Source organism: Streptomyces sp. NPDC102462 (genome assembly GCF_044765425.1).
Lineage (GTDB): Bacteria > Actinomycetota > Actinomycetes > Streptomycetales > Streptomycetaceae > Streptomyces.
In genome coordinates this window covers 45053-59744 of record NZ_JBIWKB010000010.1, presented here as the reverse complement: position 1 = coordinate 59744, position 14692 = coordinate 45053, and the positions used below count along the sequence as shown (strand labels likewise).

The 14692-nt window shown below is 73.0% G+C and carries 12 protein-coding genes; 4 read left to right on the top strand and 8 right to left on the bottom strand.

The genetic code is table 11. From position 1 onward, the window contains the following. Positions 1 to 1017: a phosphate ABC transporter permease subunit PstC gene (gene pstC / locus ACIRFL_RS11600; RefSeq protein WP_404026706.1), complete on the bottom strand. Its 1017-nt coding sequence runs from the start codon at positions 1015 to 1017 to the stop codon at positions 1 to 3. A 427-nt stretch (positions 1018 to 1444) separates the two neighbouring features. Between pstC and ACIRFL_RS11595 the strand changes: the two genes are divergently transcribed. From ACIRFL_RS11595 to ACIRFL_RS11585, 3 genes are all read left to right on the top strand, one after another. Continuing rightward, a complete protein-coding gene (locus ACIRFL_RS11595) occupies positions 1445 to 1921 on the top strand; it encodes a hypothetical protein (protein WP_404026704.1) in 477 nt (158 codons plus the stop codon). A gap of 307 nt (positions 1922 to 2228) precedes the next feature. After that, positions 2229 to 3632 carry a glutamate decarboxylase gene (locus ACIRFL_RS11590; protein WP_404026702.1) on the top strand — a complete coding sequence of 468 codons (1404 nt, stop codon included), beginning with the start codon at positions 2229 to 2231 and terminating at the stop codon, positions 3630 to 3632. 233 nt (positions 3633 to 3865) lie between these two features. Then, positions 3866 to 5257, top strand: a complete 1392-nt coding sequence (locus tag ACIRFL_RS11585; protein ID WP_404026699.1) for an MFS transporter — start codon at positions 3866 to 3868, stop codon at positions 5255 to 5257. Positions 5258 to 5339: 82 nt separating this feature from the next. Here the strand turns inward: ACIRFL_RS11585 and ACIRFL_RS11580 are convergent, their stop codons facing one another. The 6 genes from ACIRFL_RS11580 to ACIRFL_RS11555 form a co-directional block, all read right to left on the bottom strand. Then, on the bottom strand, positions 5340 to 7307 hold the full coding sequence (locus ACIRFL_RS11580; protein WP_404026697.1) for a helix-turn-helix domain-containing protein: 1968 nt from the start codon (positions 7305 to 7307) through the stop codon (positions 5340 to 5342). A gap of 100 nt (positions 7308 to 7407) precedes the next feature. Further along, entirely contained in the window at positions 7408 to 8208 is an 801-nt protein-coding gene (locus ACIRFL_RS11575; RefSeq protein WP_404026694.1) for a 3-hydroxybutyrate dehydrogenase, read from the bottom strand. Positions 8209 to 8262: 54 nt separating this feature from the next. Further along, the gene (locus ACIRFL_RS11570; RefSeq protein ID WP_404026692.1) at positions 8263 to 8742 is read right to left on the bottom strand and encodes an NUDIX hydrolase; all 480 of its coding nucleotides are present in this window, start codon (positions 8740 to 8742) and stop codon (positions 8263 to 8265) included. A gap of 10 nt (positions 8743 to 8752) precedes the next feature. After that, positions 8753 to 10375 carry an apolipoprotein N-acyltransferase gene (gene lnt, locus ACIRFL_RS11565; protein ID WP_404026690.1) on the bottom strand — a complete coding sequence of 541 codons (1623 nt, stop codon included), beginning with the start codon at positions 10373 to 10375 and terminating at the stop codon, positions 8753 to 8755. Positions 10376 to 10512: 137 nt separating this feature from the next. After that, entirely contained in the window at positions 10513 to 11067 is a 555-nt protein-coding gene (locus ACIRFL_RS11560; protein WP_404026688.1) for a hypothetical protein, read from the bottom strand. Between the two features lie 104 nt (positions 11068 to 11171). Beyond that, positions 11172 to 11957 (bottom strand): glutamate racemase, encoded by a 786-nt coding sequence (locus ACIRFL_RS11555; protein WP_404026686.1) that lies wholly within the window; start codon positions 11955 to 11957, stop codon positions 11172 to 11174. A 39-nt stretch (positions 11958 to 11996) separates the two neighbouring features. Between ACIRFL_RS11555 and ACIRFL_RS11550 the strand changes: the two genes are divergently transcribed. After that, the gene (locus tag ACIRFL_RS11550) at positions 11997 to 13190 is read left to right on the top strand and encodes a glycosyltransferase (protein WP_404026684.1); all 1194 of its coding nucleotides are present in this window, start codon (positions 11997 to 11999) and stop codon (positions 13188 to 13190) included. Positions 13191 to 13197: 7 nt separating this feature from the next. On the opposite strand, the gene ACIRFL_RS11545 is transcribed toward ACIRFL_RS11550, so the two are convergent. Beyond that, complete coding sequence (locus ACIRFL_RS11545) at positions 13198 to 14481, bottom strand: TerD family protein (protein WP_404026980.1); 1284 nt, start codon at positions 14479 to 14481, stop codon at positions 13198 to 13200. Positions 14482 to 14692: the final 211 nt, after the last annotated feature.

Here is a 14692-nt window from a genome sequence, read left to right as displayed (position 1 = left end):
TCATGCCTCGCTCTGCGCGCCGGAGCGGGAGCGGGCCACGATGGACGAGGCGGTGAAGTTGACCGCCAGCGTGAGCAGGAACAGCGCCAGGCCCGCCGCCATCAGCGCCGACATTCCGAAGGTGGAGGCGTCGCCGTAGTGCAGGGCGATCAGCGAGGAGACGGAGTTCGAACCGGTCTGCAGGACGTGCGGCTGGATGACGAACACCGGCGAGATGATGAGGTAGACGGCGATGGTCTCGCCGAGGGCCCGCCCCAGCCCGAGCATGGTGCCGCCGATGATGCCGCCCTTGCCGTACGGCAGGACGACCGCGCGGATCATCCCCCACCGGGTGGCGCCGAGGGCGTACGCCCCTTCCCGCTCGCCCGCCGGGGCCTGCGCGAACACCTCGCGCATCACCGAGCACTGGATGGGGGCCACCATCAGCGCCACGACGAGTCCGGCGACGAACGTGGAGGCGGTGTACACGCTGTCGGAGGCCAGCGGCTCACCGGACTGGGTGCCGTCGACCGCCAGGAACGGAATCCAGCCGAACCAGTCCGACAGCCACCGGGACGCCCCGATGACGTGCTGCTGGAGGAAGAACAGCCCCCACAGTCCGTACACCACCGAGGGCACGGCGGCCATCAGGTCGACCAGGGTGACGAGGGTGCGGCGCAGCCGGCGCGGTGCGACGTCCGAGATGAACAGGGCGGTTCCGACGGCCAGCGGCACGGAGATGGTGACCGCGACGGCGGCGATCAGCAGGGTTCCGGTGAGCACGGCCGCGATGCCGAACCGGTGCACGTCCGGCTGCCATTCGGCCGTGGTGAGGAACGAGAATCCGGTGGCGCGCAGCGCCTGTCCCGCCCTGAGCAGCAGGAACAGCCCGACGGCCGCCATGATGGCCAGCACCGCTACTCCGGTGGCCGTCAACTGGTACCGGAAGATGCGGTCACCGAGCCCCCCGGCCGCGTGCGGCCGACGAGGTACGGGTCTTTCGGACTCCAGGCTGCCGGAGCCTTCGTACGCGGACACGACGTGCGTCCCCCCAATGTGGATGCAACTCTCCCCGCACGGCACCGAGGAGGTGCCGTGCGGGGAGAGTCAATGGCCGAATACTTTCGGTCCACCCCGTCCCATGTGGAGGATCAGTGAACGACTCATGTCGTTTCAGTGGGCGAATTGTGTGGCCCCGCCACACGGTTGCCCGGAGCTACCGGACACCCCACCACGCCCCACATGCCGCGCCCGGCCCCGGCAACGGCCCCGCGCCCACCGGTCCGCACAACTCCCGCACAGACGGGCGCCGAGCGCGCAAGGTAAGAGAAAAGTAAGAGGACCCCGCTCCGCGCCGGCCGCTTCACCTGCGCGGACGCACGGAGGGTCACTGCCCCTGACGGCCGTGCCGGCCGGATCGGGATGCCGCCCCCGGCGACCCGGTTCACCCTGATGGAGGCACGGCATGGCTCATGGCACATGCCCGGCCCAGGGGGGCATCCGCGACCCGACGGGAGTCACCATGATCTTCACCTTCCGCAGCCGCACCGTCCGCACGGCCGCCGCCGGCGCCCTGACCGTGGCACTGGTGTCCGCCGGCTCGGTGGCGGCCCAGGCCGCCACCGACCCGACCCCGAAGCCCAGCACGACGCACAGGTCCCTGCCCGGGCGCGCCTCGCTCACGGCCGAGGTCAGTCCCGCGAGCGTGAGGCCCGGCGAGGAGATCCGGATCACCGGTCGCAGCACCGGTCTGCGCGCCGGCGACGCGGTGTCGCTGCAGCAGGAGAAGAGCGGCGAGTGGACCACACTCCCCATGGACTCCGCGGTCCAGGAGGGCGAGTCGTACACGCTCACCACCCGGCCCACCGCCGCGGGCATCCAGCACTACCGTGTGGTGTCCGGCACCACCCACTCCCCGACCGTCTCCGTGACGGTGAGGTAGGGCCCGGCCGGGCGCGTCAGCGCCGCGCCGGAACCGAACACACCCACCGGCCGCCGCCACTGCCCGTGGCGGCGGCCGGTCCACGGGGACCACCCCGTGTGGCCGCGGCCGGCCGACGGTGCCGCGCACCGGCAATGCCACGGTGAGCCCATGACCGGTTGTCACACGGGGAAAATCCGGTTCATCACTCCGCAAATCGCTCACTAGATCGGTGTAACCGGCACGGATGCCGGGCCGCGAAGGGATCTAACGTCCGGAATGTACGCGGGCCGCACCGCACTCGGACCAGAAAGGTCTCCAGGCACCCATGCCCATTCCGGATACCGGCGTCCTGCCGGAAGCAGATGCAGACACCCTCGTCGTCTCCCCCCACGTCCTCCCCCAGCCCGCCGGCACGCTGCTCGTGCCGGTCGAGGAACTGCCCGCGGCGGAATCGTCCCCGGACGCCGTCCACCGCCGTGTGCGCGACGAGCTGATGCTCGACGGCAACCCCCGGCTCAACCTCGCCACCTTCGTCACGACATGGATGGAACCGCAGGCCCGGCACCTGATGGCCGAGGCCGCGGAGAAGAACCTCGCGGACCGCGCCGAGTACCCGCAGATCACCGCCATGGAGGAGCGCTGCGTCCAGATGCTCGCCCGGCTGTGGCACGCGCCGCACCCGGAGCGGGTGCGCGGCTGCTCCACCACCGGCTCCAGCGAGGCCGCCATGCTCGGCGGCCTCGCGCTCAAGCGCCGCTGGCAGGCCCGCCGCCGCGCCCAGGGCAAGGACGTGGCCCGCCCGAACCTGGTGATGGGCGCGAACGTCCAGGTGTGCTGGAAGAAGTTCGCCAACTACTTCGAGGTGGAGCCGCGTTACGTCCCGATGGAGCCGGGCCGCCACCACCTCACCCCCGACACCCTGACCACCTACTGCGATGACAACACCATCGGGGTGGTGACCGTCCTCGGCTCCACCTTCGACGGCTCCTACGAACCCGTCGCGGACATCTGCATGGCCCTCGACGGCTACCAGGCCGCCACCGGCACCGACATCCCCGTGCACGTCGACGGCGCCTCCGGAGCGCTGGTGGCGCCGTTCCTCGACCCCGGCCTCATGTGGGACTTCCAACTCGAACGCGTCGCCTCCGTCAACGCCTCGGGGCACAAGTACGGCCATGTCTTCCCCGGGCTCGGCTGGGCCCTGTGGCGGGACGCCGACGCCCTCCCGGACGACCTCGTCTTCGAGGTGGACTACCTCGGCGGCACCTCCCCGACCTTCACCCTCGCCTTCTCCCGCCCCGGCGCCCATGTCGTCGCCCAGTACTACAACTTCCTGCGGTACGGCTTCGAAGGACTGCGTAACCTGGCCGCCCAGTGCCGCACCACGGCCCGCGCGCTGGCCGCGCAGATCGCCGACATGCCGCCGTACGAACTGGTCACGGACGGCTCCGAACTCCCCGCCTTCGCCTTCCGACTGGCGCCCGGCACCCAGGACTTCACGGTCTTCGACGTGTCCCAGGCGATGCGCGCCCGCGGCTGGCACCTGCCCGCCTACACCTTCCCCGCCCCCTGCCAGGACGTCTCCGTGCTGCGCCTGGTGGTGCGCACCGGCTTCACCGACGAACTGGCCCGGCTGTTCGTCTCCGACCTGTCCCAGGTGACCGCGCAACTGCGGGTCCCCGATCCGCGCCGGCGCACCGCGGTGCTCCACCCCGCCGCCGCGACCTGACCCCCGCTCCCCGCCTCCGGTTACGGAACCCGACGCACGGACGCGGACGGTTCCGGTCTGCCGCGGCCCGCACCACCGGCCGCGGCAGCCGGCCGCACGGACACTCGTCGTGGTGGCTGCGCACACACATCAGCTCATGCCTATAAATCCCCAGCACATATCCGCCGGACCTGCTTCTTCCTACGGTGTGCCGACACCCACCCGTCCCCACCGCACACGAGGAAGTGGCGCACATGGCCCCCGCAGCATCCGCTCCACCGACCCCAGCCAAGCTCCCCCGCATCGTCGCCGCCAGCCTCATCGGCACCACCATCGAGTGGTACGACTTCTTCCTGTACGGCTCGGCCGCCGCGCTCGTGTTCAACAAGCTGTTCTTCCCGGACTCCGACCCGCTCGTCGGCACCCTGCTGTCGTTCCTCACCTATGCGGTCGGGTTCGCGGCGCGACCGCTGGGCGCCCTGGTGTTCGGGCACTACGGGGACCGGCTGGGGCGCAAGCGGCTGCTGGTGCTCAGCCTGCTGATGATGGGCGCCGCGACCTTTGCCATCGGTCTGCTGCCGACGCACGCGAGCATCGGAACCGCGGCGCCCGTGCTGCTGACCGTGCTGCGCCTCGTCCAGGGCTTCGCGCTGGGCGGCGAATGGGGCGGAGCCGTACTCCTGGTGTCCGAGCACGGGGACGCCCGGCGGCGCGGGTTCTGGGCCTCGTGGCCGCAGACCGGGGCGCCCGCAGGACAGTTGCTCGCGACCGGTGTGCTGTCCCTGCTCACCACGCTGCTGTCGGACTCCGCGTTCGGCAGCTGGGGCTGGCGCATCCCGTTCCTGCTGTCGGGGGTGCTGGTCGCCGTCGGCCTGTGGATCCGCCTGTCCGTCGACGAATCACCCGTGTTCCAGGAGGCGTTGGCGCGGGCCGAGGCCCGCAGGGCGACCGCGGCGGCCGACCCGGAGAAGCTGCCGCTCGTCTCCGTGCTGCGGCACCACTGGCGCGACGTCCTGGTGGCGATGGGCGCGCGCATGGCGGAGAACATCAGCTACTACGTGATCACCGCGTTCATCCTCGTCTACGCCACCACCTCGGCCGGTGTCTCCAAGCAGACGGCCCTGAACGCCGTGCTCATCGGGTCGGCCGTGCACTTCGCGGTCATCCCCGCCTGGGGCGCGCTGTCGGACCGGGTCGGACGCAGGCCGGTCTACCTGCTGGGCGCGGCCGGGATCGGCCTGTGGATGTTCCCGTTCTTCTCCCTCATCGACACCGGCTCGTTCGGCAGTCTGATCCTGGCCGTCACCGTGGGCCTGGTCCTGCACGGCGCGATGTACGCGCCGCAGGCCGCCTTCTTCTCCGAGATGTTCGCGACCCGGATGCGCTATTCCGGCGCGTCCATCGGCGCCCAGTTCGCCTCCGTCGCGGCCGGTGCGCCGGCACCGCTCATCGCCACCGCGCTGCTGTCCGAGTACGACAGCTCCACCCCGATCGCGCTGTACGTGATCGCGGCGGCCGTGCTGACGCTGGTGGCCGTCGGCGTGGCCCGGGAGACCCGGCACCGCGACCTCGCCGACGTCGACTCCGAGGCCGTGGCCGGCCGAGAGAAGACCGCCGACCGGTCGGCGGGCGCCCGCACCGCCTGACCCGCACCCCGGCCCGCGCTCCGGCCCACGCCGCAGTCCTCGCCCCGGCCCGCGTTCCGGTCCGCACCGGCCCCGTACAGGGTCAGTGCCGTGCCGGCCCGGCCAGCCGGTGCAGCCGCAGGGCGAGTTGGACCTCCAGGGCGCGGGCCGGTTCCTGCCAGTCGTCGCCGAGGAGCCGTGCGACCCGGTCGAGCCGCTGGGCGACCGTGTTCACATGGACGTGGAGTTCGTCCTTGGTGCGGGCCGGGCTCATGCCGCAGGCGAAGTACGCGTCGAGCGTGCGCAGCAGCTGCGTACCGCGCCGCTCGTCGTAGGCCACCACGGGGCCGATGGTGCGCCGGACGAAGCCGGTGACGTCCCGCTCGCCGGCGAGGAGCAGCCCGAGGAAGCCGAAGTCCTCGGCGGCGGCGCCGTCCTCGAAGCGGCCGAGCAGGCGCAGCGCGTCGAGGCAGCGACGTCCCTCGGCGTAGGCGGCGGCCACCGCCTCGGGGCGGGCGAGGAGGTCGGCGACCGGCGCGGACGCCCCCACCGTGACCGGCTCGTGGACGGCCGTGCCGAGGTGGCGGGCGGTGCGGCGGGCCACGTCGGTCGCGGTGTCGCCGGGGCCCAGCGGCAGCAGCAGGACGGTGCCGCCGTCGCGGGCGGCGGCCAGGCCGTGCCGGGTCGCGGCGAGGTGGGCGGCGGCGGCGCCCAGGCGGCGGCGGGCGGCGGCCTCGTGTTCGGCGTCGGGCGCGGCCCCGCCGAGCCGGGCGGCCAGGACGATATGCACGGCGTCGAGGTCGGCGTGCAGCCGGGAGGCGCGGTCGCGCAGCAGGCGCGGGTCGCGGTCGCGGGCGTCGAGGAGGTCGTCGAGGAGTTCGCCGCGGACCCGTTGCTCGGCGTCGGCGGCCGAGCGGCGGGCGAGCAGGAGCAGCGAGGTGACCGACGCGGCGCGCTCCAGGGTGCTCTGGTCGACGGGGTCGAGGCCGGGGTGGCCGCGCAGCACCAGCGCGCCGAGGAGTTCGCCGCCCGCGGCGACCGCGGCGATCCAGTCCGCGCCGTGCTGCACCGCGTGGCCCTCCGCCCGTGATGCCTCAAGCGCCGTGGCAGGTGCGTCGCCGGTCTCGGTGAACTCGACGGTGGCGGCGAGGACCTGGGAGACCGCGGCGGCCACGTCATGGACCCCGCCGCCACGCAGGACGAGTTCGGCGAGCCGGTCGTGGACCTTGGAGGCCCGCTCGATCACCGCGCTGCGGTCCTGGATGATCTCGTTGGCCCGCTCCAGGTCGGCCAGCGCGGACCGGGTCTCGGTGAGCAGGTTCGCGGTGTCGATCGCGGCGGCGGCGAGCGCGGCGAAGGAGCCGAGGAGCGCGATCTGTTCCCGTTCGAAGACCCGGGCGCGGCGGTCCGCCGCGAACAGGACGCCGATGACATGCGGGCCGAGCATGAGCGGAACACCGAGGATGGCGACCAGGCCCTCGTCGCGCACGCCCGTGTCGATGGTGAGCGTGTGCCGGAAGCGGTCGTCCTTGAAGTAGTCGTCGGTGACGTACGGGCGGGCGGTCTGGGCGACGAGCCCGCCGAGCCCCTCCCCCATGCCCAGGCGCAGTTGCTGGAAGCGGGCGGCGACCGAGCCCTCGGTGACCCGCATATAGGTGTCGCCGCGGGCCGGGTCGTTGAGGCTGAGGTAGGCGACGTCCGTGCCGAGCAGCGAGCGGGCGCGCTGCACGATCGCCTGCAGGACCGCGTCCACGTCCCGCAGTCCCGCGAGGTCGTGGGCGGTCTCGAAGAGCGCGGACAGCTCCGCCTCGCGCCGCCGCCGGCCCTCCAGTTCCGCGCGGACCCTGAGCGCGAGCAGCTTGGCCCGCTCCAGCGCGGCGATCCGGTCGGCGGGCAGGCCCTCGGCGCGGGCGAGCAGCACCGGCTGCTCGTAGGCATCGGCCGGGGCGCCGCGGGCCAGCAGGTCGAGGAACACGGTCCCGGCGTCGCCGTCCGGTGTGCCGGCGGCACCGGCCGAAAGCCCCTCGGCGGTGGCGGGGCGCCCGGTGGAGTGCAGGTGATCGCGAGACATGCTCACAGGATTCCGCATCGCCCGCCGGTCGCGTCCGGCCTGTGGAAAACTACCCGGTCCGCGGTCGCCGGGCCGGTCGGTGTGCCGGTCGCCGGGCCGGTCAGTGCGCCGTCCAGCCGCCGTCGAGGACCAGCGAGGTGCCGGTGACGAAGGCGGCGTGCGGGCCGCAGAGGTAGGCGACCGCCTCGGCCACCTCCTCCGGTTCGATGAGCCGCTTGACGGCGCTGTCCTGCAGCAGCACCTCGGACAGCACGCGCTCCTCGGGAATGCCGTGGGCCCGCGCCTGATCGGCGATCTGCTGCTCCACCAGGGGGGTGCGCACATAGCCGGGATTCACACAGTTCGAGGTGACACCGTGGGCGGCGCCCTCCAGGGCGGCCGTCTTGGACAGTCCCTCCAGCCCATGTTTGGCGGCCACATAGGCCGACTTGTAGGCGGAGGCGCGCAGACCGTGGACGGAGGAGATGTTCACGATACGGCCCCAGCCCTGGCCGTACATGTGCGGCAGCGCGCCCCGGATGAGCCGGAACGGGGCCTCCAGCATCACGGTCAGCACGGTGTGGAACACCTCGGGCGGGAACTCCTCAATGGGGCGGACCAGCTGCAGCCCCGCGTTGTTGACCAGGATGTCGGTGCCGGCGGCGGCGTGTTCGGCGGCGTCGAGGTCGGTCAGGTCCAGGACCTGCGGTTCGACCGTGCCCGCCGACGCACGGGCCCGCTCGGCCAGCGCGTCCAGACCGGTCGCGTCCCGGTCGACGGCACGCACCTTGGCGCCGGCGGCGGCCAGTCGCAGCGCGCAGGCGCCGCCGATGCCGCCCGCCGCCCCGGTGACGAGGGCGGTGCGGCCGGACAGGTCGAGCGAGGGGGTGTGCGGGCCGGGCAGGGCGCTGGGCGAGGTCATGTCCCGACCCTAAGCAGCACCCCGACCCGACCACATGTGGTCACACCCCATACTTCACTGAAGACTCGTAGGGACAAACCATGTGGGTTCATCGGACAGGGCCTGCTTGATCCGGAACAGCTGGCGTTCGTGCATAGTCGGCATGGCGTCCACCTCGAACCATCCGACCTCCAGGGACTCGTCGTCGTTGACGCGTGCCTCGCCGCCGACGGCCCGGCAGCGGAAGGTGATGTCCATGAACTGGCAGATGTCGCCGTTGCCGTAGGTGACCACTTCGCCCGAGTTCACCATCACGATCCGTTCCGGGACGCACCGCACGGCCGTCTCCTCGTACACCTCCCGCGCGGCGCAGTCGGCCGGCTGCTCGCCGGGGTCCGGGATACCGGAGGGCACCGCCCACTTGTGGTTGTCCGCGCGCCGGCCGAGCAGCACCCGGCCGCGGTCGTCGAGGACGACGGCGCTGACGCCCGGAAGCCACAGCAGTTGGTGGCCCGCCGAGGTCCGGATGGTACGGATGAAGTCAGGAGTACCCATGGACCCGACCCTAACGGGCCCGCAGGCGTTCCTCCCGCGCGCGCGAGGGGCGCGCACCGGCCCCGATCGCCCAGCCGAGACCGCCCGCGGCGACCAGCACCAGGGCCATCTCAGGCAGGATGCCCAGCCGGGTGGCGGGGGTCTGCGAGGAGCGCAGCGGGATCTTCTGGACCAGGTGGCCGGGCACGAACATGCCGGTCCTCTGGGTGATCTTCCCGTCCGGCATGATGATCGCGCTGACGCCGCTGGTCACCGGCACGGTCACGGTCCGGCTGTGTTCCACCGCGCGTACCCGGGACATAGCGAGCTGCTGGTAGGTCATCTCGCTGCGGTCGAAGGTCGCGTTGTTGCTCGGCACGGAGATCATCTGCGCGCCGTGGGTGACCGTGTCCCGCACGGCCCAGTCGAAGGCCGCCTCGTAGCAGGTCGCGAGGCCGACCCGGGTGCCGCCGATGTCGAAGACGCCCGGCCTGGTGCCCCGGCTGAAGTCCTGGCTGACCATGGTCGTCCAGCTGTCGTTGACGGCGCCGAGCAGCGAGCGCAGCGGCAGGTACTCGCCGAACGGCTGGATCTGCCGCTTGTCGTACGTCTGGGTGGGCCCCTTGACCGGGTCCCACAGGATCTGTTCGTTGAACACCTTGCCGTCGCGCGCGACGACCCCGCCGACCGAGATGGGCACGCCGATCGCCTTGACCGCGTCCTCGATGACGAGGGCCGCGTCGGGGTTGCCGAAGGGGTCGATGTCGGAGGAGTTCTCCGGCCAGAGCACGAAGTCGGGCCGGGCGACCTTGCCCGCCTTGACGTCGGCGGCCAGCTTCCTGGTCTCGCGCGCGTGGTAGTCGAGCACGGCGCGCCGCTGGGCGTTGAACTCCAGGCCGGAGCGCGGCACGTTGCCCTGGACGACCGCGACGGTCACCGTGCCGTCCTCGGCCTTGTCGCTGACCAGTGTCCGGGCGGCCAGCGCCCCCGCCACCGGTACGGCCACGCTCAGCAGGGCCGCGGCGGCGGTCCCCTTGCGCACGGCGCGGGTGCGCCGCCCCTCGGCCGCCACGCGCGCGGCCTCGTACAGACCGAATCCGCACAGGACGACGGCGAAGCCGAGCACGGGGGTGCCGCCGACGGCGGCGAGCGGCAGGAAGACGCCGTCCGCCTGGCCGAACGCGATCTTGCCCCAGGGGAAGCCGTGGAACGGTGCGCGCGCGCGTACCGCCTCGCCCATCACCCAGACGGCCGCCGCCCACACCGGCCAGGCGGGCAGCTTCGAGACCGCCGCGACACCGAGCCCGACCAGTGCGATGAAGACCGCCTCCACGGCGGCCAGGGCGAGCCAGGGCCCGGGACCGACCTCGACGCCGGTCCACACCAGCAGCGGCAGCAGGAAGCCGAGGCCGAAGAGGTAGCCGAGGCCGAGGGCCGCCTTCCAGCCCCTGCCGCGCAGCACCCAGCCGAACCCGGCGAAGGCGGGCAGGGCGAGCCACCACAGGGTGCGCGGCGGGAAGCTGACGTAGAGCAGCACGCCGCAGAGCGCCGAGACGGCGGCCGGGGCCAGTCGCAGCAGTCGGGCGCCGCGCGTGGGCCAGGGGCGCGTCCGGACCCGGTCCGGCTGGTCCACGGATGGTGCGGTGACGGTCATTCCGGGAGTGTACGGCGGGTGACCTTGCGGTCGACAGCGCGGTCCATGAGGCGGCCCACGGCACCAGGGGTCATCTTGTGACGAGGGCGGCCCCCGGGGTCACGGCGGTTCGCTCGCCCCTGGGCGCGGCGGCGGTCTCAGTGGGCGGTACCGGGTGTGATGGTGCGCAGCCGGGCCTTGATCACCCGGACCGCCGACTCCGCGTTGTCCACGGTGATCGTGAATGTGTGGCCGTCCCACAGCCGGAGCACCACGCCCTCGCCGCGGCGCACCACGACCGCGGTCCCCTTCTCGGGCCGCCAGCGGTACCCCCAGCCGCCCCAGTGGCGCGGGGTGACGTGCGGGGCGAACTCGGCGCCGGCGACATGGCTGAGCGGGATGCGGCGGCGCGGCAGCCCGATGTGGCCGCAGCGCACTTCCAGGGACTCCTGGTCGAGCTTCAGGTCGACGTGCACGAACGCGAGGGTGCCGAAGAGGACCAGCAGCCCGGCGGCGATGCAGCCGACCACGGACATCACGAGCGGGGCGGTACCCGAGGTCCAGGCGGAGTCCACGGCGAGTTCGATGCCGAGCGCCATGCAGGCCGCGCCGACGAGCGCGAGCAGCCACTGGACCCGGTTGGTGGCGCGGCCAGTCCACACCTCGGGGTGCGAGGCGTCGGCGGTGTCCTCGTCGTGGGGGTGGTCCTGCATGCCTAAGAGGTTACTCAGGATTCGCTGCGCGGGTAGCGCGTTGCGCACAGTGACCGCGCCGGGTTGCGGGGAGCGGCCCGCTGTGCGGCCCGGCCGCCGGGTGGTCAGCGGGCGGGGCTCGCGGCCATGAGCAGGCGGCCCTCGGCGTAGTGCAGCGCGGGTGCCGGCAGCCCGCCCGCACGGCCGCTCAGCAGCACCGTCACGGTGCCGTCGGCCGGCGCGTCGGGTGCGGGCCGCTCGCCGATGCGGCGCAGCGTCTGGGCGGCGACCGCGCCGGCGCTGCCGTGCAGCACCAGCGGCGGGGCGCCGGGGCGCCGCACGGCCGCGCGGATGCGTTCGGCGACCAGTTCGTAGTGGGTGCAGCCGAGGACGACGGTCGTCACGTCGTGCGGGGTCAGCCCGGCGGCCTCGGCGACGGCGGCGTCGATGGCGGCCTCGTCGGCGTGTTCGACCGCTTCGGCCAGTCCCCAGCACGGCACTTCGGCGACCGGTACGCCGTCGGCGAACTCCTCGATGAGTCCCCGCTGGTAGGGGCTGCCGGTGGTGGCGGGCGTGGCCCAGATCGCGACGGGGCCGCCACCGGCCGCGGCCGGCTTGATCGCCGGTACGGTGCCGATCACCGGGATGCCGGGCTCCAGCCGGGCGCGCAGGGTGTCCAGCGCGTGCACGGTCGCCGTGTTGCAGCCGACGACGAGGGCGTCGGGGCGGTGCGCGGCGGCGGCCTCGGCCACGGCCAGGGCGCGCTCGGTGAGGTCCTCAGGGGTGCGCGGGCCCCACGGCATGCCGTCGGGGTCGAGGGAGAGGACGAGATCCGCGTCGGGCCGCAGACGCCGCACCGCGGCGGTGGCCGCCAGCAGGCCGATCCCGGAGTCCATGAGCGCGATCTTCACCCGGCCACGATAGACGATGGGTCCCGGCGGGCCCGTCCGGTGGGGCAGACTGCGCGGGTGAGTGCCCTCCTGTGGATCGCCGCCGTATCGCTCGCCGCCTGGCTGTGGCTGTTGCTGTGTCAGGGCGGCTTCTGGCGGACCGACGTCCGTCTGCCGGCGCGCCGGGACCCCGACGACTGGCCGTCGGTGTGCGTGGTCGTGCCGGCCCGCGACGAGGCGGCGGTGCTGCCGTCGAGCCTGCCGTCCCTGCTGGCGCAGGACTATCCGGGGCGTGCCGAGGTCTTCCTGGTCGACGACGGCAGCACGGACGGCACCGGAGAGCTGGCCCGGGAACTGGCCCGGCGGCACGGCGGGCTGCCGCTGACGGTGGACTCGCCCGGCGAGCCGCCGGCGGGCTGGACGGGCAAGCTGTGGGCGGTGCGCCACGGCATCTCGCTGGCACGCGCGCGTGAGCCCGAGTATCTGCTCCTGACGGACGCGGACATCGCGCACGCTCCGGACAGCCTGCGGCACCTGGTGGCGGCGGCGCGCACCGGCGGCTTCGACGTCGTCTCGCAGATGGCCCGGCTGCGTGTGGAGAGCCTGTGGGAGCGCCTGGTGGTGCCCGCCTTCGTGTACTTCTTCGCGCAGTTGTACCCGTTCCGCCGGATCGGGCGGCGCGGGGCGCGCACGGCGGCCGCGGCGGGCGGCTGTGTGCTGCTGCGTACGCAGACGGCACAGCGGGCGCGCATCCCCGATTCGATCCGGCACGCCGTCATCGACGACGTGGCGCTCGCGCGGGCCGTGAAGGGCGGCGGGGGCCACATCTGGCTGGGGCTCGCCGAGCGGGTGGACAGCGTGCGCCCCTATCCGCGGCTGCACGACCTGTGGCGGATGGTCTCGCGCAGCGCGTACGCGCAGCTGCGGCACAACCCGCTGCTGCTCCTCGGCACGGTCGCCGGGCTCGCGCTGGTGTATCTCGTGCCGCCCGTGGCGCTGGTCGTGGGCGCGGTAACGGGGAGTGCGGCCGTCGCGCTGACCGGTGCCCTGGCGTGGCTGGTGATGACGGGGACGTACGTCCCGATGCTCCGCTACTACCGGCTGCCGCCGTGGCTCGCCGTGTCGCTGCCGTTCACCGCTTTCCTGTACCTGCTCATGACGGTCGACTCGGCGGTGCAGCACTACCGGGGGCGCGGAGCGGCCTGGAAGGGCCGTACGTACGCGCGTCCCGGCGCCGTGCCCGACGAGGGCTGAGGGAGTGTCACTTGCGGCCGGGTGTCCAGTTCATGCCCCATCCGTAGGCGCGGTCGACGGTCCGCTGCGGGCTCACGCCGCGCTCCGGCACCAGGTACCGGGCCTCGCGCCGGACCACGAGGTCGGCGCCGGTGTTGGTGATCAGGGCGAGCGCGCAGACCGTCGAGGGCACCGTGCACTCGTCGAGCGAGAACTCGACGGGCGCGCCGTGCTGGGGCCGCAGGGTGACGGTGGCGTGCAGGTCGGCGAAGGAGTCGGCGCCCTCGTAGATGGTCACGAAGACGAGGATGCGGCGGAAGTCCCGGGTGTGGTCGAGGTTGACGGTGAGGTTCTCGCCGCTCGCCGAGGCGCCGGTGCGGTCGTCGCCGTCGAGGTGGATGTAGGGGGGCCGGTGCAGCGATCCGAAGGCGTTGCCGAGGGCCTGGACGACTCCTTTGCTGCCGTCGGCGAGTTCGTACAGGGCGCACAGGTCGAGATCGAGGTCGCTGTGCGCGGCGCCGCGCCGGCGGCCCCATCCGGAGAATTGCTTGTGCACCTGCCAGTTGAGGTTGACCCGCAGGGCGCCGGACGTGCCGCCCTGTTTGGCCAGCGAGACGGAGGGTGCCGCCTTGGTGAGCGTGACCTTGCTGAGGCGTACGGGCGCGGCGGCCGGCGGCGGGGGCAGCGGGACCGGCGGGCCCACGGGCGGCGGTGCGGTCACCGGGGGCGGCGGGGTCTGCGGACGCGGCGCGGCGGCGGGTGGTGCGGCGTGCTGCGGCTCGTCCACGGTGATCCCGAAGTCCGTGGCCAGGCCCTCGAGTCCGCTGCTGTAGCCCTGGCCGACGGCGCGGAACTTCCAGCCGCCCTGGCGGCGGTAGAACTCGCCGAGCACGAAGGCGGTCTCGACGGTGGCGCCCGTGCTGTCGAAGCGGGCGATCGTGTCGCCCCGGGCGGCGTCCGTCACCGCGATGTACAGGTCGGGCACCCGGCCGAAGGGCCCGCCGTCCGCCGAGGCGGCGAGTACCACGCGCTCGACGGCGGGCTCCGCGCGCGCGAGGTCCACGAGAAGGGTGTCGGTCACCCGCTCCGCGGCATTGCGTTTGCCTTCGTGGCGGACCGCCCCGGAGGCGTGCGCGGGCTGGTTGTAGAAGACGAAGTCGCCGTCCGAGCGGACCTTTCCCGCCACCAGCAGCAGGGCCGAGGCGTCCACGTCCGGGACCCCGGGTCCGGGCCGCCAGCCCAATTCGACCCGCAGCGCCGTCGTGGGCACCGGCGCATTCGACCCTTTCGGCATTGACATGTCCGCCCCCATCACCTGGTCGCCGCCGGGTCGCGTCCCGGCCGTCGCTTGCCGTACTTTGCCGTCTTCGGCCATCCCTACCCCGCCAACCTATTGCGGGGGGCGGCGAACTCCCAGGAGCGGCGCGGAATCACCGCCGTCCAACCGCCGGTAACCTGCCGGGAACTCGGCCTTTACACGATTCAAACGCGGACCGACGCCCCTTTTTGCCAAGTTCGCTCGG